At 70.7% G+C, this 22907-nt stretch carries 9 protein-coding genes and 3 pseudogenes; 2 read left to right on the top strand and 10 right to left on the bottom strand.

The features are described 5' to 3' along the window. Positions 1-93, top strand: a pseudogene (locus tag IE136_RS32865) (IS5/IS1182 family transposase); the annotation flags it as partial. 19 nt (positions 94-112) lie between these two features. On the opposite strand, the pseudogene IE136_RS32860 reads toward IE136_RS32865, so the two are convergent. Continuing rightward, positions 113-677, bottom strand: a pseudogene (locus IE136_RS32860) (transposase family protein); the annotation flags it as partial. Between the two features lie 49 nt (positions 678-726). Between IE136_RS32860 and IE136_RS32855 the strand changes: the two are divergent. Next, positions 727-1412 (top strand): annotated as a pseudogene (locus IE136_RS32855) (transposase). Positions 1413-1438: 26 nt separating this feature from the next. Here IE136_RS32855 and IE136_RS32850 read toward each other — a convergent pair. The 9 genes from IE136_RS32850 to IE136_RS32810 form a co-directional block, all read right to left on the bottom strand. Then, on the bottom strand, positions 1439-1816 hold the full coding sequence (locus tag IE136_RS32850) for a PIN domain-containing protein (protein WP_189602271.1): 378 nt from the start codon (positions 1814-1816) through the stop codon (positions 1439-1441). After that, entirely contained in the window at positions 1813-2064 is a 252-nt protein-coding gene (locus tag IE136_RS32845) for a hypothetical protein (protein WP_189602270.1), read from the bottom strand. Before IE136_RS32845 ends, IE136_RS32850 begins: the two co-directional genes overlap by 4 nt. A 345-nt stretch (positions 2065-2409) precedes the next feature. Beyond that, positions 2410-4218, bottom strand: a complete 1809-nt coding sequence (locus tag IE136_RS32840) for a hypothetical protein (protein WP_189602269.1) — start codon at positions 4216-4218, stop codon at positions 2410-2412. Then, positions 4211-9478: a hypothetical protein gene (locus tag IE136_RS32835; RefSeq protein ID WP_189602268.1), complete on the bottom strand. Its 5268-nt coding sequence runs from the start codon at positions 9476-9478 to the stop codon at positions 4211-4213. Before IE136_RS32835 ends, IE136_RS32840 begins: the two co-directional genes overlap by 8 nt. Beyond that, on the bottom strand, positions 9475-12693 hold the full coding sequence (locus IE136_RS32830) for a YML083C domain-containing protein (protein WP_189602267.1): 3219 nt from the start codon (positions 12691-12693) through the stop codon (positions 9475-9477). The genes IE136_RS32835 and IE136_RS32830 overlap by 4 nt, the downstream gene beginning before the upstream one ends. After that, positions 12690-13865, bottom strand: coding sequence for a Kelch repeat-containing protein (locus IE136_RS32825; RefSeq protein WP_189602266.1), 1176 nt, complete (start codon positions 13863-13865; stop codon positions 12690-12692). The genes IE136_RS32830 and IE136_RS32825 overlap by 4 nt, the downstream gene beginning before the upstream one ends. A 65-nt stretch (positions 13866-13930) precedes the next feature. Further along, positions 13931-18532, bottom strand: coding sequence for a DUF6603 domain-containing protein (locus tag IE136_RS32820; RefSeq protein WP_229819402.1), 4602 nt, complete (start codon positions 18530-18532; stop codon positions 13931-13933). After that, positions 18529-20178 (bottom strand): hypothetical protein, encoded by a 1650-nt coding sequence (locus IE136_RS32815; protein WP_189602265.1) that lies wholly within the window; start codon positions 20176-20178, stop codon positions 18529-18531. Before IE136_RS32815 ends, IE136_RS32820 begins: the two co-directional genes overlap by 4 nt. After that, positions 20175-22451, bottom strand: a complete 2277-nt coding sequence (locus tag IE136_RS32810; RefSeq protein ID WP_189602264.1) for a chymotrypsin family serine protease — start codon at positions 22449-22451, stop codon at positions 20175-20177. The genes IE136_RS32815 and IE136_RS32810 overlap by 4 nt, the downstream gene beginning before the upstream one ends. Positions 22452-22907: the final 456 nt, after the last annotated feature.

Below are 22907 nucleotides of genomic sequence, written 5' to 3'. Positions count from 1 at the left end.
AAGTCCTGGCGGATCTTCCGCCGGAGCCGCTGCAGCCCGAACCGCATGACGGACATCGCCGCCGCGGTCCTCACCCTGGAGAGGCAACGCTGAAAAGGCTCAGTGAGTGTTTTCAGCGTTGCCTCTCCAGGGTGAGGACGGCTTTGGTGTGACGGTCATGCGGTTGGGGCTGATACGGGATCTGCGGAAGATCTGCCAGGACTTCAGCCGTGCCATGCCGCGTTCGACCGGTGCCGGGGCCGCGACCAGGGCCCGGTTGACGGTGCGCTGGGTGAGGGTGAGCTCGCCGCCTGGCGGGCGTTTGAGTCCGGTGGTGACCCAGGGGCCGGCACCTTGGTAGGCGCGGTCGGCGAGGATGGGGACGCCCTGGCGTTCGCAGATCCGGATGATGCGGTGGGTGCGGGCCGCGGTCAGGTCATGGGTGCGGCCCGGCAGCGCGGGCGAGATCCACAGCACATCTCCGGTGGGGTCGGTGACGACTTGGACGTTCACTCCGTGCCGGCGGTGCTTGGCGGAGTAGTCGGCCCGGCTGTCGCCGACGCGGTCGCACTCGGCGAGGGTTCCGTCCAGAGTACGAACTCCGGATCGCGCTCGCGCAGTGTCTTGAGCAGGCCCGGTGCCCGGTCGGCGAGCACGCCGGTCACGGCGGTCACGTAGGCGTGGGCGGTGCCGACGGAGCCTCGTTGGTTCCCCATCCTGCCGCACGCCCTGGTCGAGTGGGTATCCATGCTCATCGTCACCCGTGAGGGTGACCGACGCTGCAAACTCCCGCCCCACCAGCGCGCCCTCGTCGGCCTGATCTACCTGCGCCGGCACGACACGCTCACGCAGATCGCCGCGGGCTTCGGCATATCCGTCGGTACGCCTACGTCACAGCTGTCGTCGAGCATCTGTCCCGAAGGGCGCCCGGGCTCCTGCGGATCCTGCGCGAGACGGATCCTGATCACGTCCTGCTCGACGGGACCCTCGCCGAGTGCGACCGCGTCGGCGACAGCCGGGCCGACTTCTCGCAGAAGCACCGCCGCCACGGTGTGAACGTGCAGGTCGTAGCCGATCCTGCGGGCAACCTGCTGTGGATCTCGCCTGCGCTGCCCGGTCGCACTCATGACCTGACCGCGGCCCGTACCCACCGCATCATCCGGATCTGCGAACGCCAGGGCGTTCCGATCCTCGCCGACCGTGCCTACATCGGGGCCGGCCCCTGGGTGACCACACCGATCAGACGGCTCCCGAACCGGGATCTCACCACGACCCAACGGACGATCAACCGGGCCCTGTCAGCAGCGCGAGCACCGGTCGAACGAAGCATCGCGCGACTCAAGTCCTGGCGAATCTTCCGCAGAGCCCGCTGCAGCCCCAACCGCATGACCGTCATCGCAGCAGCCATCCTCACCCTGGAGCGTCAACGCTGAAAACGCTCACTTCGTCCGGCGCTCGGCTACGCCGTGGGGTCAAGCGGCTCGATGCCCGTGGTCGTGTACAGGTCGGGGACCAGCGACAGGACGGTGACTGACTCGCCCTCGCGGGCCGCCTCCCAGGCGATGGCCGCCGCGTGGGCGACCGGCCATTCCACGTCGGACCAGGCCATGGCCTCGACAGCATGGCCCGCGGTGAACGCGACGCTCTCAGAGAAGCGGAGCCTGGTGGCGTGCTTGCCGGCTCCGGCGACCTGGCGCTCGGCGGCGAGCGCGGCCAGGGAGGGCACGAGGATGCGGCCGGTACCGCGGGACGCCTCGATGTACAACCCGGTGAAGAACGGGTCTGCCTGGTACAGCGCGGTCAGAGCGGAATGATCGAGAACCGCAGTGAGGTTCACGCGGCCCGGCCCTGGTGGGCGCGGATCTTCGCCCAGGCGTCCTGACCGGCCTGCTGGACTTGCTCGGTGAACTCGACGCCGAGCTCGCGGGCGGCCTCAGCGGCGCGCTGCTCGCGTTCGGTGGCGGTCAGTTCCTTCGACGCGAGCTCCTCGATCAGGTCGGTGATCGTTGTACCGCGTTCCTCCGCCAGCAGCCGCAGCCTGTCACGGACAGCCTCACTGGTCTTGATACTCGTCGGCTTGCTCATACTGTGATTCTACCGCCGGTAGAACTCCATAGTCGCGACTTGCCGTCGCACCTCCGGGGCACCGTCGCGTGGCTAGCTACGCCGCAGAAATCCGCAGGGCTTTCGCCACCGCGACTGACCGCCGGCTCCGTGTCGTTCCCGTGCCTCTGGCAGAAGGTGTGGCTGCCCCTTCCCCCGGGCCGGTCTCGATCCATCCGAGTGAAGCCGTGACGATGTCGGCTGTCTGAGCGCTGGAACCCGAGTGGGAAGCGCGGTTCGAGCCGAGGTCATACGGCTTCCGGCCCGGCCGTGGAAGATCACCGCGCTGGCGAGCCCGGGGCTGGTGCGGGTCGTTGACCGTTGCGCTCATGTGGAGGTGTCGATCAGCGTGTCGAACGCGAGCCCGCTGGAGCCCTCGCCACGGCCGAGGCCACGGCAGGCGCTGAGCCAGACGGACACCCGGCCGTTGTGCCAGCGGGTGCGGTTGTAGGAGACGGTGATCCTGGTGCCTGCCGGTGTCACCTCCTCCTCGTTGATGAAGTAGGGCTGCCCGGCGTCGAACCCTTCCCTCAGCAGGCTGGTGCGGGGCCGGACCGGCTTGCCGTCGATGGCGCCGGGCAGGGCGGCCCGCTGCAGGCGGACGGCGCGGTCGCTGCCGGGGACGCGTACGGGGATGAACGGAATCCAGTTCTCGGGAACGGTGTTCATCGCCCGGTAGGCGATCGGTGCGAGCGGGGTGTCCGGTGCGGTGGCGGGGATGAACCGCTGCCGGTGGGCGAGGATCTCGGCGGCCACCTCGCTGCCCCGCCGGCCTTCTCCGGTGGGCAGCCGGACGGTCTTCTCCAGGCCCCAGACCATGTTGGCGTTCTCGTCGCGGATCAGGGAGACCTCTTCCAGCACCGGCCCCTCGGCGACTTTGGGGACGCTGGGCGGGAGGAACATGGCGGTGTCCGCGGGGACGTTCTCGTCGCCGATCGTGTCGAGGGTGAACATCGACCAGCGCTGCCAGTCCTCGTCCTCGCCGCTGCCGGCCGGGGTGATCCACAGCCGCTGTCCGAAGACGTCGGTGACCGCGAGGCCGCGGATCGAGGCCAGGGCCCCTGCCGGGACGTCGCAGGGCAGGTGGAGCCAGTCGTTGCTGTAGACGAGCGCGAATTCGAGGAAGATGAGGCGTGCCAGGTCTGTACTGTCCGGCTGGACTCCGGCGAAGTTGGTCCGTCCGTCTTCCAGCGCCCACCATCGCGGCAGGGGCATGCCCGCGTACCGGACCGGCGCGGGGAACGCCGTCCGGTTGATCGGCGCGGGTGGCGCGGTGGTCCCGCCGAGCGGGACGCCCGGGTCGACGGAGAAGGCGTGCCAGTCCAGCAGGCCGCCGGGGTACTCCTGCGCCGTGAGCACCTTCTCGCCTCCTCCGGGTGCGGCGGCCGCGACGGAGAATCGGTGCTCGAGCCGGGTGGCATCCCAGGTGCCGTGGTCGCCCGGCTGGTCGATGAGGTCGTCGAACCAGCTGACGAGCCGGGAGCCGAGGCTGTCCAGCTGGGCGCGCTGCGATGCCGGGGCGGAGATGCCGTCCGAGGCACGGCCGTTGTCCACCTTGATGTGTCGGTAGAGCTGGTAGCCGTCCATACGGCGGCCAGCGAGGGCCTGCAGCGCCGACCAGACCTCCGGGTGGGCCACTCGTGGGGTGTCGGTGTCCGTCGTGGGGTCGGGCAGCCTGATCGCGTACTTCTCGACGTAGTCGCCGCGCAGGTGCCGCAGCCCCGGCTGCCGTCCCAGCAGCTTGAGCCAGCGTCGCCCGATCACCAGGCGTAGGTCGAAGGAGATCCGGTCGGCGCCGAAGGCGAACGGCAGGGCTCGCCGTTCGGCGAGGGTCTCCAGCGGCCGGTCGCCGGGCAGGCTCTGGGCCGTGCCCGAGGCGGGCCGGAAGCGGGAGGGGGTGGTGGTGGCCACCGAGTAGGTCGCCGTCACGGCCGAGCCGGCGTCCGTGCCCCGGAACTCGCCGAGTTGCCACTGCCGGGTGAGCATCCACAGCGGGTCGCGGATCTCAGCACGCAGCGCCCGGTCGAAGTCGGTGGTCCGGGGCCGGCCTTCGATGCGGTTCCAGAGGCCGACGGTGGGGAACGTGCACTCGGCCAGTGCCGTGGGCAGGTCCTGGATGCGGGGCGGCTCAGACATGGGTCTTTCCTCGCAGGTTGCAGAGCGCGAGATCAGTGCTGATGGTGATCGGCCGCCGGGTGGCCGACATCACCGTCGCCGGAAGCAGGTGCGCGTACGCCGTGGTGTCGAGGTGGCCCGGTTCGACGGCCCGCGTCTTGGCCAGGTCGAGGGTCTCGCCGACGGCGGTAATGAGGTCGTCGCCGCTCCAGGTGCCCGTCTTCGCCGGGGGTGCAACGAGGAGCATCGCCTGCGGCGGTTCCGCGTCAGGGTTGTCGTAGTGCAGGGCGATACCGGTGGTCTCCTTCTGCGCCGGAATGACTTCCGTCCACTCGTCGAGCAGCAGGCCGCTGTGGCGGTTGGCGCCCACCACGGGCACGGGTGCGTAGTGTGCGGTGAACATCAACCGGTCCTCGTCGATCAGCGTGTTCGCGGCGAAGTCCATGGCGAGCCAGTGGTCGTCCTGGCGGTAGGGCAGTTGGACCGGTACGAGTTCGGGCTCCTGCCAGCCGACGAGATCACCGAGCAGGCCGTTGTCCGGGCCGCGCAGCGCGTCGCCGAGAAGGACGGCCTGTTCCCACAGGCGCGGCTTGTCCCGCACGCGTGCGATGCCGTGCACCCAGTCGTCGACCGGAAAGTCCCGCCCGGCGTGCTGGACCAGGTGGGCCATCAGTTTGTCGCTGTCGTGGAGGGCCTTGCGCCAGTCCGAGTGGACCTGGTCGGGAGCGGTGAACTCAGGGACGGCGAGGACGTCCTCGCCCAGCATTGCCTGGAGCGCCCCGGTCGCGGCGTGAACCCGGTCCGGGCCGGTCAGCGCCTGGTCGTAGGCGGCCAGGGCCTTGTCGGCGTCGCCGAGCCGGGTAGTGACTTCGCCGTGCAGCGCCTGTGCCCGGCCCAGGAGGTCCGCTCCGAAGGCGACGATCCGTTCATGGAACGGTGCCAGGTCCAGTCCGGTCCGGTCGAAGTCGCTCAGCGGCAGGAGTGCGGTGACATCGGCGAGCAGTCCGCTGATCGTCTTCCTCGTCGTCGAGGCCAGTGCGCGCAGCGCCTGCAGGCGGGTGCTGAAGGCGGCGCGCGTGGTCCCGACGGTGCTGCGCAGCTGCGCGGGTTTGGCCGGGCGCGGGGTGGTCGGGCGGGTGGTGAGCAGCCACTCCGCCTGTTGCAGCAGCCGGAAGCGTTCGTCGGTGGTCGACGAGGAGGGCAGCTGGTCGTAGGCGTCGATCAGGGCGTCGGCCGCGGCAAGCGCGTGTCCCATGCGGTCCGCGGCGCGTGCGACGGCGGCCAGCACATCGCCGTACACGGCGCGCCGCCACAGGGTCATTTCGCCCCAGCCGCTGCGTACCATACCGAATCCAGCGGCCGTGACGATGAGGTCGCCGTATCCGGTCAAGAAGGTGTCGATGCCGTTGACGACCGCCGTGCTGTCGGGTTCGGCGGGCGGCTCCGGGTACAGCGGCGCGAGGGTGGCGAGGTAGTCGGCGGTGTCCTGGCGCAGCTTGTCCAGGGAGGCGCGGACCGCGGCGGGGCGCGCCCGTGGCAGGGAGACGGAGTCGTCCGTGCTCCGGTCGACGGGCTGGGCTCCCGCGGGTGGGATCAGATCGGTCGGCCGCAGGGGGCGGGATGTGGTGAGCAGTGTGCGCAGCGCGGTGATGAGTGGGGAGACTTCGAAGAAGGTCAGCTTGTTCTTGACGCGTTCGGTATGGCAGATGGTGAGTTCGGCGTCGGGGCGCGGCCGGTCCTTGGCGACGACGAAGCCGATGATGCGGTCGTCGAGGTCGGTCATCGCCGCGTCGTCCTTGGGCCGAACGCCCCAGAGAAGGTCGATCGGCTGCAGTCCGATGTCGGCCTGCGTCACCACGCGGCTGCGTGGCTCCTTGTCGACCGGGTCCTCCCATCTGACCACGGCGGCCACTTTCGTCTGGTGCGGCAGCAGGGTGGGCAGCCAGGCGTTGACGGCCGGCTCGGCCTGGGCCCGTGGGCCGCGCCCCTGGAACATCCCGGATCCGTGGTCCGGGCCCAGCCCCGGGGTGAGCATCAAGCCCAGCCGGTGGGTGAGCGTGACCCCGCTGCGGGGCGTCTGCACCACCGCCGGGTCGGGCGGGAAGCCCTCCTTGGCGTAGGCGTCGAGCGTCGCACCGGCACGTTCGGTGTTCCCGGCGAGCGTCTGGTGGGCCGCCTCGGCCACGGCGAGATCGGCCAGCGCGTCATGGATGGCGAGCAGATTCCGCACTTCGGCGTTCATTGCCTTCTGTTCCGCCTCGGTCGCGTCCGGCATTCCGGTCGCGCCGAAGGGGTATTCCGGGAAGGCCGGTTCGCGCGTCGCGCGGCGGACCAGCGCGAGGCCGTCCACGACGTTCCGGGCCTCGATCAGTTCCAGGGCCGTACCGGGACGGGGCTCGGACAGCTTGCCGGAGCGCAGCGGGAACTCCCCCCGCAACGCCGGCAGGAACCTGTCCAGTTCGGCCTCGGGATGTCGGTCGTGCAGGCCCCGTTCGAAGTGGTGGCCGAGCAAGGCGCCCAGCGACTGGCCCTGACGCAGTCCGTCCAGGAGGCCGAGCGCAACCCGGACGCGTTCGGAGCTCAGATTGACGGCGAAGGAGCCCGGGTTGTCGGGCGAGCCGTTGGCGGCGTAGCCCGCCCGCAGTACGGCCGCGGTGGTGGCCTGTGCGGGCGAGGGGGCGTGGATGTAGCCGCCGTTGCGGGGGTCCTGCAGCAGCGGGCTGGATCCGGTGGGCTGGAACAGCTCGGCGAGACTGCCGGTGAGCTGTACCTCCGCGAGCGGGCTGCTCCGCCGCCGGACGTCCTCGAGCCACCCGTACGCGCCGAGGTGCAGCCCTGGTTGTGCCGGGTCGGTCCCGGCGGGCCCGTACCGCAGCTCACAGAGCCGTTCGTTGACCAGCCCGAGCCGCCAGGCGTCGAGCCGGTAGGTGGCGCAGTCCAGGTGTTCTGCGAGGACCCGTTCCAGTCGTGCGGTGGGCAGGTCCGCCAGCCGGCGGAGGGCGTCGACCTGCTCGGCCAGCTGCTCGGTGGCGTCGTGATCGCCGAGGATTCCGGGGATGTGGTCGACGACCAGCTTCGTGGGGTCGCCCGTGATGCGGCGATCGGCGGAGTACAGCTTCCGGAAGCGGCTCTCGCTGGGCAGGGGCTGTGCGGATTTCCGGATGTGGACGAACAGGGGATCGGCGGCCGACAGGGTCTCGCCCGCCTCTGCTGCCGCCAGGTTCCGTGCGGTGTCCTCCCAGCCGAGCAGAACCGCGTGGCGCAGCAGCAGATACAGCAGCGCCGCAGGTGGCCGGTCGTCGGTGAAGCCGCGTTCGAGCCGGATGGTTTCGAGATCGGTGCCCGCGTGGTCGGCGAGCCACCGCAGGTAGTTGCGCCCGTCCGGGAGGTAGCCGCGGATCTTGTCGGTCTCCGACAGCGGCCGGTCGTCGACGAGGGGCCCCAGCATGGGGTGCTGCTCCTCGACGAAGAGTCGGCGGATCACATCGGGGTCGGGCGCGGCGGCGCCTGTGTGGCCCAGCCGCCGCAGCAGCTCACGGATCGGCTGCGGCATGTTCATTCTCTCCAGGGTGGGCAGCACCTTGGGGCCGCCGCTGCTGAAGTTCTCGCGGTTGAAAATGTCCTCGACGCTCTGCGCGTAGCGCTGGTAGTACTCCACCGACGTGGGGTGCAGCGCAAGGATGTCGAGCAGCAGCTGGTGGGGGTCCGCCGCGGAGGCGCCGGCTTCGGCCTGCTTGCCGAGGTAGGCGACCTTGGTGACGGCAGTCCACCAGTCCACGGCCGCCTCGCACAGCAGGCTGTGGAGGGCGCGCCGGTGCGTGGCGGTCAGCGGATGGGTGAGCCGTGAGAAGGCGGTGGTGGGCAGGATGCCGTACGGTTGCCGTCCGATCTTGACTGCGGGAATCGGGCCGCGCCCGGAAACGTGCCGGATGAAGAACGCGCGGGTGTCGGCCACCACTTCGGGCGGGATGACGGGGTGCAGCATGGTCTGTAGGTAGGAACCCCAGGTCGCCGGCCACAGAGCGATGTTCGCGGCGCGGGCGTCCCGTTGGTCCGTCCCGTCTGCGTTGGCCACCCCCGTCATGACCGCGGGGTCGAGGCCCAGCAGTTCGGCGAACCACTGGCCGTCGGTCTTGGTCGTCCAGTCCCCGGAGGCGGCAGAGACCTGCGCTCCGTAGGCGGTGCGCCGCACGGCCTCGGCTTCCTCGTGCGGGTCCTGGCCAGCGGATGCTTGCTCGCTGTTGTTGGTCACCGTGCCCTGCGGCAGCAGGCTGAATCCGGCGGGACTGTGCAGATGCCGGGTGATCAGGTCCGCCAGGTCGGTCGCCGTCTGCTGGGCGGTGCTGTTCTCCCGTACGCCGAACACGACGAGCCGGTCGACACCGTTGCGGAAGGAGTCCTTCAGTTCGATCCGGATCCCCATGCCGACATCGACGGCGGCCTCGAACTCCGTCAGCCAGCGCAGGTCCGCGGGGACCTTGAGCTTGCCGGTCGCCTCGTCGACCTCCGGCTTGTCGGCGGAAGACGGGTCCGGGCCGACGGCCAGCTCGGCCGGCACGACCTTGCCAGGTTCGCAGAAGACCTGTGTGCCGCCGACGAACCCGATCGCCGTGAACCGGTCGGGCAGCAGCCGTGCCCGTGCCGCCCGTGTCCATGACCGGGGGGTGACGTCTTCTTCGGGGAGCGGCGTCAGCACCAGGAAGGCGACCAGTACGTCGTCCCCGGCACCCGCCGGCGGGGTGTCCACACCGACCGGACGCCGGCGCCGGATCTCATCCGCGCGTGTGGTGCCGACGGCCGTCAGCAGTGCCGCGTCTGCGGCGCGGATCCTCGCCCGGTCGCCGTGCGCCCGCCAGACCGCAATCCAGTACGTGACCGTTGGCTCGCGGTCGTCGGCCGCCACGGCCTGGGGCGTGACGACCACGAGCACGGTGGTGTCGCGCGGCACCCCGCCGGGCTGCTCGGACGGATTGGCGGGGCGGCGTGTCCGCAGCAGCCACTCGGCCCGCCCGGCCGGGACTCGCCCGGTGAGCTCCAGCCAGGCCGCCGACTCGGCTGCGGGGTCACCGCCGGCCCGCCACACCGCGATCCAGTAGGCGTCGAGCGCGGCGACCTCGGCGGCGGTGGGCCGGGGCTCAAACGCGTCGATCGACCACTCGTCGGGGAACACGCGCACGAGCAGCTCCCTGGCAGTGAACCGGGTCTCGATCCGGACCGGGCCCAGCAGCACGGGGAAGTCGTCGCTGAGCTGCAGCGCAGCCCGGGGGTCGAAGGTGGTCACGGCAGCATCTCCTGTGCGTGTACGGCCATCAGCACCGGTGCCTGGAAGAGGATGTAGGCGATGTCGGCGGAGCTCAGGCCGCCGTGCCAGATGGGGAGGGACAGGTCCTCCACATGCTGGTCCTGCTTCTCGGCGTCCTCCGTCGGCTGGTCGAACTCCTGGAGCACGACGGGGACGGTGTTCTCGCCGAGCTCGATGAACCGCTTTCCGTCGGGTGCGACGTCCGGCCACGACAGGTCGTTCCAGACCTCCACGCGTTGGGGCGTGGTGGCGGGGGCGACGTCCAGGCCGAACCGCGGCTCGCCGGGCCTTTCCTTGATGACAAAGAACCAGCCCGCGCTGCCCGTGGGCACCTCGCCCCTCGCCTCGTCGGAGGTGAGGTCGAAACCGAGCAGGTAGATGTCGGGCTCGACCTTGGCCTCGTACAACGGCAGCCGGATCTCGTCGTGTGACGGGTTCGCCTCGTCGACGAGCTCGATCGGCACGCGCTCCTTGGTCGGGTCGGGCTGCGCGTTGCTCGGTTCCCAGCGGGCCCGATGGGCGTAGACGGCCGCGTTCGGGTACTTCTTCAGCAGCTCACCGCGGATCACCAGGACGAGTTCGTTCTCCTGCTCGCCCTTGTCACGGTTGTCATGCCGGCCGAGCTTGGACTCCCGGGTCCATGTGGCGACCGGCGGGATGTCGTACAGACGCTCACGGCGCTCCTCGGGGGTCTCACCCGGCAGTGACGGCACGGCGCGCACGTCCCAGAACTGCCGGAAGGGGGTGCCCCGCTGGTCGGTGGGGTATTCACGCCACAGCAGCTCACGGGCCATCTCGTGGTTGAGCCCGACGAGGTAGGACTCGATGAACTCCTGGTCCGACTCCAGCAGGGTGACCGAGTTCGGTGGCACCCGGTTGATGTTCGGCATGAACAGGTCCACGGACTGGTCGATGAGCGCCTGGTACATGGGCATGTCTAGGACCGGATAGGCCATCGCCTCCAGGAACTGCTCGGCGAACGGTGCCAGCCGCTCCGGCATGTTCACCGAGCTGAGCAGGTGTCTGGGCACGGTGGCGTCGGCGCGCAGTCCGGCCAGCATCGCGTCGGTGGCGTCGGTGACGTGCAGCCTTCGGCGTGGACCGGTGCGGCCGGCCAGGGCGGCGTCGTCCCACCCCTGGTACACATCGCGCAACGCCCCTTTGAACGCCGCTGCCTCGGGGCTGTCGGGACCGCCGGGCGAGGGGACGAAGGAGTCGCCGGGGAGGGTCAGGGTGAAGTTCTGGCTCGTCGGCAGCAGGTCGACGGGGTCCACGGCGGCCTCCACCGCCGGGCCCGGTCCGTGGAGCACCTGGTCGAGCTGTGCGGGTGTGACGACGGATGCGGGCCTGGCCTTGGGCGCGGCGGCGGTGACACCGCCGGACTCGGCGTCCATCCTCGGCACCAGGGCCTGCGGCGGCCGCTCCTCGGTGAACGGCAGCCGGCGCATCAGGCGTGATCCGGGCCGGGTGATGCGGCGCATCGCCGACGACAGGGGTGCCGCCGTGACCCGGCTCTCGGCCACGCGGAAGCCGACGGCGACGCGTTCGGCCGGCCCGGCCGACGTCGCGGCCGCGGACTCGGACTCGGCCGTGGAGGGGGCCTGGGAGGCCGGGAAGCGGGTGACGACGCGTGCGTGCGCGGGGGCGGTGATGGTCAGTACCTTGCCGGAGGGCGGGGCCGGTTCCCTGGCCGGTGCGGGCGGCGGGTCCAGGTGCTTGGTCTGCAGGACGGCTCCGACCTCACGCGCCAGTTGGGCCGCGCGGATCTTGGCGTTGGCGGCGAGTACGTCGCCGACCTGCGCCCAGGCGGCGGCCATGAATTCTTCCTGCCGCTTCTGCACCACCTGGGCGCCCAGGTTCGCTGCGATCCGGTAGCGGGGGTCGAGGTTGAGGCGGTGCACCCAGTTGCGGTGGTGCGGGAGCGGGTTGCCGTCACGACCCGTCAGCAGGCGTGAGGCGGGCGCGTGCCAGCGTCCGTACAGTGGCGGGGTGATGACCGGGTCGACGTGGCCCGCGGGTGCGGCCGGGTTCGTGGCCGCGAGCGTGATGTGCGCCGTGGCCGGGGTCTTCGTCAGGTAGTCGTCGGCCAGGTTGATCAGACCGGCCAGGGCCTGCTGGAAGGGGTGGGGGTAGGTGAGGCCGAGATCCTGAAGATTATCCCACTTGTCCCAGATATCCGGAACCCGCTCGGGAATCCTCAGGGCCCCGCCCAGCTTCAGGACACCGCCCAGCTCGGCGGGCACGGTGATGCCGGGCAGGCCTGGGCCGGGCGAGCGGTGCACATCGAGGTCGCGACGGCCGACGCTCGGATCGAGCGGCTCCCTGGGGACCAGCAGCCGTACGAGGTGCTCGAAGTCGCCCGCGCTGCCGGTGGAGAAGAACCAGCGGTGGTAGTAAGGGAGTTGTCCGAGCGCCTCCTGGCCCGGGTAGCCCTCTTTCCACGCCGGATGCAGCGCCGCCGGTGACCGCGCCGGATCCAGGCCGAGGCCCGCCAGCCGTCCCGTCTCGAACGCCGGTACCAGGAACGCGTGATAGCCCTTGTGCGGGTCGAGGCGGCGCGGACAGACCAGCCTCGCACACGCGCGGTCGGCGTTGTCGTGCAGCACCTGCCGCAGCCCGGGGAGGACCTTGGTCATGTCGTCGGAGGACACGGGCGCGTCGAGCGAGCCGTCGACGTGTACGTGGGCCCACGCTCCGAGCTGTCCGGGCGGAGGCAGGGCGTCCGGCTCGGTCACGGTGATGAACGGCAGCGGCCGGCCAGCGGCGGTGCCGTCCTTGAACTCCGCCTGGTCGCCGGTCCGCGAGTCCTCCCCGCCGGCGAGCACGATCAGCGCGAGCCAGGGCCGCAGCCGGCGTGTCGTGGCGTCGGGCGCGGCCGGACTGTAGCGCCACGGGAAGTCCTCGTCGTAGAACTCGATGTGCGCCAGGTAGTTGGGTTCGACGTTGGTGACCCACGGCCGTGGCTCCGTGCGGGAGATCGCGCGGGGGGCCACGCCGATGACGTCGCCCGGCCCGTAGATCTGGACAGTCCGTTCGACGTCACGGGTGACCTGTGTCCCCCCGTCGACGGCCTCACCAGTCACCCGCAGCTTCACCGGGACGGTGGCCCGGGACGTACCGACCGGGTCGGTGGTGATCCTGGTGGCGATGCCGGATCGCAGCCACGGCAGGAACGTGTAGGCGTTGGCGGTCACGGCGTGACCGTCGCGTCGACGTCGAAGAGCTCCGCGCTCGTCGTGAGCTCCTCCGCTCCCGGCGTGGCCGCGGCGAGCCCCGACCGTACGACACCGCCGGCGACCAGGACGAGCTTGTCCGACAATGCGGCGGCCGTGAAGGCCCATCGGCCTGCCGCCAGGCCTCCGGCCGGCATCCAGCTGCGGGTGGCCATGTCGAAGACGACCGCGCTCGCGTATCCGACGTCGTCGCGGGCGTTGTCGGTGCCGCCGACGACCAGGACCCTGCTCTGGCCGAGGGGCACGGCGCGGTGCAGGCCGCGTCCCCCCGGCATGTCCGGTACGGCGGTCCACGTCCCCGTGTCCTGGACGTACAGCTCCGCGCTCGCCCGGCTGAACGGGTCGAAGGTGCCGTCGCCGGATCCGCCGGGCGCGCGGCCGCCGGTCACCAGCACGCTGGCGCCGCCGGACAGTGCCGTGGCCTGGTGCCGGCCGCGCGGCACGAGCAGCGCGCCGGTCGGGCTCCACGTCCCGGCGGAGGAGTCGTACAACTCGCAGTACGCCAGGGCGGTGTCCTCGTCGCGGGCCGTGGGCACGGTGCCGCCGGCCACCAGGACCCGGCCGTTGGCCAGCACCACGGCAGGATGGCCGCTGCGGGCGTCGGTCATGGGCCCCGTCTCGGTCCAGGTCTTGGTGGCCGGGTCGTACAGCTCGGCGGAGCGCAGCGCCTTCACCGACTGGGCGGAGCGGATCGTCGTGCCCCCCGCAACGAGGACCTTGCTGCCCACCAGAACGGCGCTATGGCCCCAGCGGGCGGTGTGCATGCTTGCCGTGCTGCTCCAGGTGCGCTGCACCGGGTCGTAGATCTCCGCGGCGGCCAGGCCCGGTGCCGGGAACTGTGCCGATCCGCTGATCCCTCCGGCGACGAGGACCTTGCCGTCAGGCAGTCGGGTGGCGGTGTGCAGCCGCCGGGGTGTCCGGAGGTCAGTGGTGGCGGTCCAGGTCTTGGTACCCGGGTCGTAGACCGCGGCTTTGCCCAGTGCCGCGGCCGATCCGTCCTGCCCGCCCACGACGAGGACCTTGTTGTCGGTGAGTACGACGGCATTGTCGTGCACGCCGTACCAGGCGGCGGCCGACGGCAAGGCACCGGTGCCGGTCCACCGGCCGGTGGCCGCCAAGGTGGTGCTGGTCATGGCCGCAAACCTTTCATCGCGTTCATTCGAGTGCATCGGCTCCGGAAGTCCGGGACTTCAGGGGCTCATGGGGTGAAGATCTCGGCAGCGGCCGTCAGGACGTCACCCCCCTGGCCGGGGGCGGCCGCTCCGGTCAGGACCCGGCCGCCCGCGGCGAGGACCCGCCCGTCGGCCAGGGCCAGGGCGGTGAAGTCCCACCGGCCGGCGGCAAGGGCGCCGGTAGCGCTCCAGGCGTTGGCGGCGGGGTCGTAGGTGGCCGCGTCGCGGTAGCCGGCGTGGCAGCGCGGGCCGCCAGTACCGCCGAGGACCAGCACCTTGCCGGTCGGCAGCAGGACGGCACGGTGGCGGCCGCGGCCACCGGGCATGCGGGCGGCCAACGTCCACGCGCCGGTGGTGGGGTCGTAGATCTCGGCACTGTCCAGGCTGCCGGCTCGGTACGTGCCGCCGGGGCGGCCGGCGGGGGTGTCGCCGCCGGTGACGAGCACCCTGCCGTCCGGCAGGAGCGTCGCCTGGTGCCCGACGCGCGCCGTGGTGAGACTCCCGGTGGGTGTCCAGGCGCCGGTGGCGGGGTCGTAGAGCTCGCACTGGGCGAGCGCGGCCCGGCCGCGGCCGGTGAGCAGCGCGCCGCCGATGACGAGGACCCGACCGGTGCGGAGCTTCACGGCCTGGTGCCCGGTGCGGGCGTCGGTCATCGGCTTGGCGCCGTTCCACTGCCCGGTCGCCGGGTCGTACAGCTCCGCCGAGGGCAGCGCGGCCACGCCCTGGCCGCGGGCGCCCGTACCGCCGGTGACGAGCACCTTCTGGGTTTCCAGGAGCGTGGCGCAGTGCCCGTACCGGACGGGGCGGGGCGGGGTGCTCGCCGGGCCGGCGGTCCAGCGGGCGGCGAGCGGGTCGTAGAGCTCGGGCGAGGACAAGGCGGTCCCGTCTGCCCCCAGGCCGCCGTAGGCCAGCACGCGGCCGTCGCGGAGCCTGGTCAGGGTGTGCAGGCGGCGGCCGGTCTTCAGCCGGTCGGCCGGGGTCCACGTGCCGGTCACCGGGTCGAACAGTGTGCTGTCGGTGACTGCCGCGCCAGCGCTGTCCGCGCCGCCCGCGAGCAGTACCCGGCCTCCGGAGAGCAGTACGGCGGCATCGGTGGACGAGTCCGTGCCGACGGCGGCCGGCATCGCCGTGGTGTCCGTCCATCCGCCGGGGACCGCGGTGGCGCCGGTCGATTCGGACTCGGGGATGACGTGCAGCGCTCCGGCGAGGCCGGGGTCCTGCGCCACCCATTCAGCGAGTGCCTCGTCGGCCGTCGTGCGGCTGCGGAAGCTCGCCGGTCCCCCGCCCACCGGAGACGTCCCGGTTCCGGGGGGAAACGCCTGCTGATTGTTGCGCTTGTGGGCGACGACGAATCGCTGTCCCGTGAGCCGGAGGGTGTCGTCCGTGCCGTACGGCTGACGGAGGGTCGCTTCATGCCGGGACAGGGAGGAGCGGCTGGTGCTGCTGCCGTCGAGAAGGTGCTGGAACACGGCCGGACTGACCCTGCATAGTCTCTTCTCCGTGGTGACCGTGGTCGTGTCCGGCAGGCGCACCCTGTTCACGGCCCGGGTGGTCTCCGCCTGGCGGCCCTTGCTGTCGGTCACGATGAGTTCGTACCTGGCGCTGCGGCGCACGGCTCGGGCGGACGCGAGGGCGCCCAGGGCCGCGGCCAGTTCGAGACCCGCGTCCTGGTCCTCGTAGGGGAGGCGGGAGAGCTTCGCCGCGTCGTCCATGTCCTGGAACTGGGCCATGGCGAACTTGTCGTCGGGGACAGATACCCGCACCAGGCCGCTGTCGGGCACGGGCTCGATGCTGAACCGCTTGCCGTCGCGCGGCCGCTGGGCGCCGACGCGGTCGAGGCGCACATTCAGCGGGATGAGGCGCTGGTGGATGAAGAGTGTGCCCAGCGGGTGCAGCACCAGACGGTCCGTGCCAGGCAGCGTCCGCAGGTTGACCAGCGCGTTCGTCCCGCCCGTCGGCAGCCGGGTCTGCCAGCCCTCCGCCTTGCCGATCTCGTCACTGAGCAGGGGCAGGACGTCGATCGGCGGCAGGGTGGGATTGTGGCCGTCCCCCCACGTCAGATCGAAGTCCACGGAGACGTCGAAGAACAGCAGTGAGATCGAGCCGCGCCCCCGCGCCCGCCATGGCGCCGGGCCCTCCAGCTGGAACCTGAGGTGGATGCTGAACAGTCCGACGCCGAATGCCTTGAGCGATACGGCGGCCGCGATGTCGATGACGAACGCGAAGGGGGAGAACCGGAACAGGGCGTCGAATGCGAGATGGCCGTGGAGCCCGAATTCATCGAACCCGAGGACGAGTTCGGCGCGGGCGCCGAACTGTGCGGTGTTGCTGGTGACGGCGAAGTACCCCGACACCCGGATGCGGGCGAAAGGCTGGTTGATGATGTCGACCGAAATGCGCGGTGGTGCCGGGAAGGGCAGCGGTGGCGGGGTGAAGGAGGGGTGGAATCCGCCGACCGACAGGACCAGGTCTCCCCTCCCCCAGCCGACCAGCAGGCCCATCCCGCCCTCGACCGTCAGGAGCAGGATCCGGGACTCGAACAGCTGGGCGTAGAACCACAGGCGCTGCTTGTCGAACTCGAGCGCGCCGACGAAGTTGACCTGGAGAACGAGCAGCGGCAGCTCCCTGCTCGGCAGGACGCAGCGCAGCACGCCGATGATCGCGATGTTCCCCGGGATCTCAAGGATGACCCCGAGGGAGACGCTGATGAGCGTGGGAGTGCCCCAGCCGATCTTCGCCATGGGGCCGACCAGGAACGTGCCCTGCTTCGGGGGGAAGAAGGCGCGAAGATCGCTGAGAACGCGCGGCGCGTTGGCGACCACGTCCTTGGGGAACATCACCGACTCGACGGCGCCGGTGCGCACCCCTTCCGCCAGGGCGCCGAGGTTCATGCCGCGGTGCAGGCCGAGCAGGCCGCCCACCGCGAGCAGGGTGAACCCGTACCCCAGCTGCAGGCCGATCCCGCCGAACTCGGCTGTAAGGATGATCAGCAGGGAAAAGCCCTGCGTACCGTCGGGCATCCGGGTGGAGATCAGCCCGATGGCCTTCACGTCGATGAACCTGGCCAGCTGGAACTCCAGGGCCCCCGCATACTCGCCACGAGCGGGGTCGTAGTACAGGAACCCGCCTCCGCTGACGACGTCCAGGTCCATGGACAGGCCGACACCCTTGGGCGCCTTGAACCGGGGCCGTACATCTACGGGACCGAGGTTGCCCTGGCCGCCGGGCGCCAGAACGAGCGGGATCTCGGTGCCGATCCCCTGGACGGCCGCTGTGATCGGGCCGAGGCCCGCCTTCACGTCCGTGGTGAGGCCGAGGGTGAAGGCGGTGTCCTGTACGCCGAGGAGCAGGGTGACCGCGGACAAGTCGACCGGGCCGAGGCCGACGTGGGAGGCGAGCTGGATCTCCAGACCGCCGCTGCCCTCGAACCGCAGTCCGTCGGCCGGGGTGAACGCGGCGCCCAGTTCGAAGTCGCTCTCGATCCGCACGCCGCCCAGCAGCTTCGCCACGAAGCCGTCACCGCCGTCGAGGTGGATGAGCACCTTGCCGCGCTGCAGCAGCGCGCCGAGCTGGGTTTCGAGGGTGCCGTCGGGCTGGGCACGCAGTCGGAGGACCACATCCAGCTGCTCGGCCGTCACCCGACTTCCTCCGGGCAGCGACAGCAGCGGTACGGGGTCGCCGGGCTCCCGGCGGTAGCTGTGGACGACCTCGGCCGTGCCCTGGACGGTGGCGCCCTGCGGCGGCTCGATCCGGGCCTTGCCCGGCTGGAACACCAGCGTGGTGTCCGCCGGTACGTCGGCATCCAGCCGCAGCGTGAGCGTCCAGTGCTCACCGGTGCGCTCGATCGTTCCCTTCGTCAGGCCCTGGGGCAGTTCCACCGCCATGCCGCGCGGGTCCAGGCCGGTCCGGGGTGTGAGGGAGGCGAAGAGCAAGTCCAGGGTGGGGGGCGTGGCCGTCTTGTCATACAGGGACGGCAGCCCGGCGTAGGCGGCGAGCCGGTCCAGCACGGTGAGGACCTTCGAACCGTCGAACACCGGTGCGCCCCAGTCGTACAACGCACCCAGCTGGGTGTCCGGTTCGCGCAGCCAGCCGCCGATCCGGTCGAGGTGGAAGGCGTTCTCGGTGAAGAACGGCTTCTGCGGATCGACGGGGCCGACGTTCCGGTCGGTGCGCACGAGGACGCCCAGGAACTCCAGCAGCTCGTTGACCCCCTGGTTGCCACCCAGGAAGCGGGCGAGCAGGAGGTTGAACAACCGCTCCGGAAAGTTCGCCAGGATAGGCTCCGACCCGGGCAGACTCAGGCCGGCGAGCGCGGTCTTCAGCCCGTCGAAGCCGGAGAGGACGGCATTGATCTGGCCTCCGGCCTGCAGGACCTGCCGCAGGACCTCGTCCCACCGCTCGGCGTCGATCGCCTCCTGCAGTCCCCGCAGCAGCTCGACGAGGAAGCCGACGGACCCGGTGGTGGTGCTCAGCGTGGGCGCGATGGACGCGGCCTGCGCGTCCGTCAGTGGCAGACCCACCTCGGCGAGGAACTCCCGGGCCCCCGCGGGCGTCAGCCCGCTCAGCGGCGACAGCAGCGTCACCAGTTGGCCGACCAGCCCGTCCAGGGTGCCGCGCTCGCCGCTCACGACCCTCCGCCCGGACGGGCGAGCGCCACCGGCACGTCCTGCATGGTGTCCACCGGCAGCAGCGCCTCGGCGACCATCGGGCCGTAGCGTTCGAGGTCGCGGCGCAGCCGGGGACCGGCGTGGTGGACCAGCAGCGGCAGCATCGTCTCGACCAGCTGGGCACGCGTCACCCCGTTGATCACGGTCGGGACGCGGTGTCCGGGCGCACGGACGCCCTGCACGCAGTGGTGGTAGAACGCCGCGCCCTGCATGACCCGCCAGGCGGCAGCGACGGGGCGCACCAAGGTGATGAGCTTCCGCATCTCGGCCCGGTGCTGTCTGATCTTGCCCAGCAGCAGCCGCCCGCGGACACTCGTACGAAGCTCTTCGCGCAGCCGCTCCACGCCGCGCCGCTGGGCAAGCTCGACGGCGGACTTCGGCCGGTCGGGGAAGATGTGGATCATGTCGCCGGCGCTGGGCGCGGTGCCGGACCAGCCCTCTTCGACGGCGGGGATCTCGATCTGGAGGTGGTCGAGCACGGTGCGGATCGGCGTGGCCACACCGAAGAAGCCGACGTGGGCGAACTCCGGCCGGGTCTGGTCAGTCCCCAGATTCCTGCGGATGTCCCAGTGGCGGATGATCATGCCGATGACGAAGTTCTGGTAATTGATCACCACACTGCCCGAGTCGCCCTGCTCGAAGGAGAGCTTCTCGCCCTTTCGGTAGCTGTCCTCCAAGGATTCGCCCGCGACCGGTGTGGGCCTGGGAAGGATCAGGAATTGCCTGAAGGTCGGCAGAATTCCGGCCCGCCGGTCCGACGCGTCCCCACGCTTGTCCATCCAGAGGATCCCGTCGGGGTCTCCGGCGGAAACGGCCGAGGGGAGACCCACCAGAGTTCCCCACTTGAGCCGGCCGTTGACGGCGTTGTACACGCGTACGTACTGCTCGCGACTCGGCAGAGTACCCAGACTGGGCCCCTTGCCGATCCCGAATCCACTGGTGACCGCGCCTTTGATCGGAATGCTGGTCACCGTGTTGCCGGTCTTGACCTGCCACACGTTGTGGAACCGCACACCGGGATCGAGAATCGCGGTGGCGCAGTCCGTCTCGCTCGCCTGGCGCGCCGCGTCCCACTTGAACCCGCCCGTCCACGTGCCGTCGTGGTATCCGCCGACCCAGTCGCCACTCTGCGTGTGCTGCGCTTTCACGTTCATGTCGATGAGCGGCCGGCCGACCCGGTCGCCGCCGGAGCAGCACGAGCTGTAGTCGGGCGAGTAGACCCCCAGGTCGTCGATGACGCTGAAGCCCGGGAACAGCACGTGCGAGCAGGAGAGCAGGACGGGCCTGCCGTTGCGGTCTCGGGCGAAGCACCCCAGGCTTCCCCCCTCGCCTTGGCTGAGTTGAGTCTCGATTTTTGCCCCCGCGGTGATGACCAGCGGCCCCGCGGTGGCTGTGGCCCGGCGTGCGACCACCACATGGGTGGGCAGTCCCAGGACCGTGTCCGGTACGCCGCCGCCTTCCTTCCCCTCATTGACGTACACCCGCCACACCGGCCCGTTGCCCGGGTCGTCGCCGACGCCGAGGCCCACCCCGACCACGCCCGTGACGCTCCGCAGCATCCGGCGCACCTGAGGCAGGATCGCCCGCCATGTCGCGACCGTGCTCATGGTGTTCCCTCCCGTACCGGCTCGGAACGATCGGCATCGGCCGGCGTGGTGCCCGCCACGAGGGTGACGTCGAGGTGCTGCAGCAGCGGCTCGACAGGACAGGCGACACCGTCGCCGTTGGCCGTGGCGCCCCACAGCAGGCCGACAATGCGCAGCTGTTCGTCCAGCAGCGCCGCGCCGGAGTCGCCGGGTGCCGAGAACGCCAGGACGGGATCGCGTGAGCCGACCAGCAACTGCCCGGGTGCCGTCCACTCTCGGCCGTCGATGAGCGGCCGGTCGGGGTAGGCGACATCGAGGAGGGTGCCCTCGGTGAGGCCGGTGGCCGGCCCGTGCTTGCACACACCGTCGCCCGGCTCCGGCCGGGCGACGGCCGTCGGCCAGCCGCGGGCCAGGGCATCCCGCAACCAGTCGGGCTGGTTCCGCGTCCCGCCTAGCTCGATAAGCGCGCCGTCGACGAAGAAGTCCTCGTCGTCGAACCTCACCCGGCCGAGGTGGCCGGGACGGGCGTGCCCCAGCGGGACCGGTTCGGCGGGCCCGGCGTCGTCCCCGCCGGCGGAAGGCGGCAGTGCCCACACGACGTCACCGGCCCGCGCTCCCCCGCCGAGGACGACGTGGTGGCTGGCCAGCAGACAGAGCCGGCCCCGGGAGTCGCGTACCAGTGCACCGGCGACACCCGGCACCCCTTGCGCGTTGACGATCCGCACCCCCGGTGGCGGCACCGGGTCCGGCAGATGTGGCAGATTTGGAAGGTCTGGAAGGTCCAGCAAGGTGTGCAGTGACGTCGTGCGCTGCGCCAGATCCAGCACGTGTTGCTGATGGGCGGCGATGTCGGCACGCAGGGCCGCGCTGCCCTCGGCCAGGAGCACATCGCGCATCGCACGCAGTGCGTCCACCGGCCTGACGCCGTCGATGGCCACGGGCAGGGGCCACATCGGGTGCTCCGCGTTGCGCAGGGCGGTGTTGACGAAGGCCGGCCCCTGGTGGCGGTGCCATGTGACCATCACGCGCCGGTTGTGATGTACCAGACGGCGGACCTCGTCCATGTGGCGGCGGACCAGGGAGCCCAGCTGGCGGCCCGCGTCGCTGCTCTCCAGAGCGGCCCACGCGGCGTGGACCGCTGACCAGTCCACGGGCCTTTCGCCACCCCGCACGATCGGCATGCCCGGAACGGCGACCGCGCGGCCCGCGGTCCCCTGGCCGGGCAGGAGCAGCTCGACGTTCAGGTGCTTGAGCGCGGCGGCGATGAACACGCCCTGCGACCGCCCGGTCAGGATCTCCTCCGGGGCGGTCTGCCCCTTGACCAGGATCGGTTGGAGGACGCCGTTGGTGAGGATGCCCACCACCTTGCGGCTGTCGTCGACGATCGGCGCGCCGGAGTCCCCGCGCTGTGAGAACTTCGCGCCCCGGACGACGAGGGTGGGGCTGCCTGTGGAGCCGCCGACGGTCACGGTCAGACCCGAGTTGGTGAACTGGTCCCTAATCTTCTCCGGAGTGATCGAGGGATCCTGGGTTTTGTACCGCTCCATGTCCAGCTTGTATTCGGTGACCGGCTGCTCCTGGCCCGCGGTCGTCACTGCCTCGACCTCGAATACCCACGCCTGCCCGAGAACGACCTGGCTGCCGACGAACTCCTTGATCTGCACGCGCTTCAGTGCGGTGATCCTGCCGTGGGTGTGCTGGGTCTTCGCACCGTACTTCTGCACCGGAATCTGCCGGTCGGCGGGCAGGTCCGTTTCCGACGGTTCAGCGGCGGACAGCGACCACTCCGCGATGAGGTCCCGCACCCCGGTGAGCTTCCCGATCTTGGGTACGTCGTTGGACGCGTTGGTCTTCGCGTCGAGCCTGATGAGAGAAGCGTCCACGGCGAAGTGGACCTGTCCGATCGTGGCCTTGCTCTGAATCGCCTTATCGTTCAGCGGCTGCAGGGTCCGTGGTACCACCGTGCCGATCGGGTTGTTGCACTCGGCGCCGCAGCATGTGCTCAGCTCTGGCGAGAACACGAGATCGGCGTCCGGCGTTCCCTGCAAGATCACCGGAGGGCCGAGAACATGGGCGCATGTCAGGACGTACCGGCCCTGGCCGCCAGCCTCCCTGACGATCAGTCCGGCTGTGCCATGGTCGTACTGGCCGTGCTTCCCGCGTGTCACCTGTTTGCCCGCGTCAACGCTGGGCGAACTGGAATGCGGGACCGCGCGCCGCCCGATCGCAGCAGTCATCATCGGATCACCTTGCTTGCCGTGGTCGATCGGGTCATCCGTCAGCGTGCACTGCATGCCATTCCAATACGTGTGCATATCGGAGTACAAGCCGCCGAGCGGGTGACACGGGCAAACAGTGGCTGCTGTGAAGGAGGCGACCAGGCGCCTCTTCATTCCGCCGAAGCGTCGGCTGCCTCGCGAGGACCAGAGAGACCTGGAGTGTCCGCATCTGGTGACAACCTGCCCTGGTGAGCACTTTCCCCACGAGTGTGGCGCGTACGAGCGTGATCGTGGTCCGGTCCCCTGCAACAGGCGAGCTGCACCTACTCCCCCATGGAGCAGCACCTCCCACGCAGCTCATCACGGAGGTGGCACTCCTGTGTGCTGAGACCACGCGGATAGCAGTACGCCCGTACCCGGGTCCGTGGAATGAGCACCGGTCCTGCCGCCGGTGCCTCGCAATCCTGCGTGGCGAGCGCCTCCCGCAACCTGCTATCTCGCAGATGCTGCCCGGTTCAGAGCCGGTGCTGC

Source organism: Streptomyces lateritius (genome assembly GCF_014649715.1).
Classification (GTDB): Bacteria; Actinomycetota; Actinomycetes; order Streptomycetales; family Streptomycetaceae; genus Streptomyces; species Streptomyces lateritius.
This window is presented reverse-complemented; position numbering and strand designations above follow the sequence as displayed.

Bases quoted from the DNA above. Each gene is read 5' to 3' on its own strand.
- IE136_RS32845 (WP_189602270.1), bottom strand. From the start codon at position 2,064: ATGAGCAAGCCGACGAGTATCAAGACCAGTGAGGCTGTCCGTGACAGG.
- IE136_RS32840 (WP_189602269.1), bottom strand. From the start codon at position 4,218: ATGTCTGAGCCGCCCCGCATCCAGGACCTGCCCACGGCACTGGCCGAG.
- IE136_RS32825 (WP_189602266.1), bottom strand. From the start codon at position 13,865: ATGACCAGCACCACCTTGGCGGCCACCGGCCGGTGGACCGGCACCGGT.
- IE136_RS32815 (WP_189602265.1), bottom strand. From the start codon at position 20,178: ATGAGCACGGTCGCGACATGGCGGGCGATCCTGCCTCAGGTGCGCCGG.
- IE136_RS32810 (WP_189602264.1), bottom strand. From the start codon at position 22,451: ATGCAGTGCACGCTGACGGATGACCCGATCGACCACGGCAAGCAAGGT.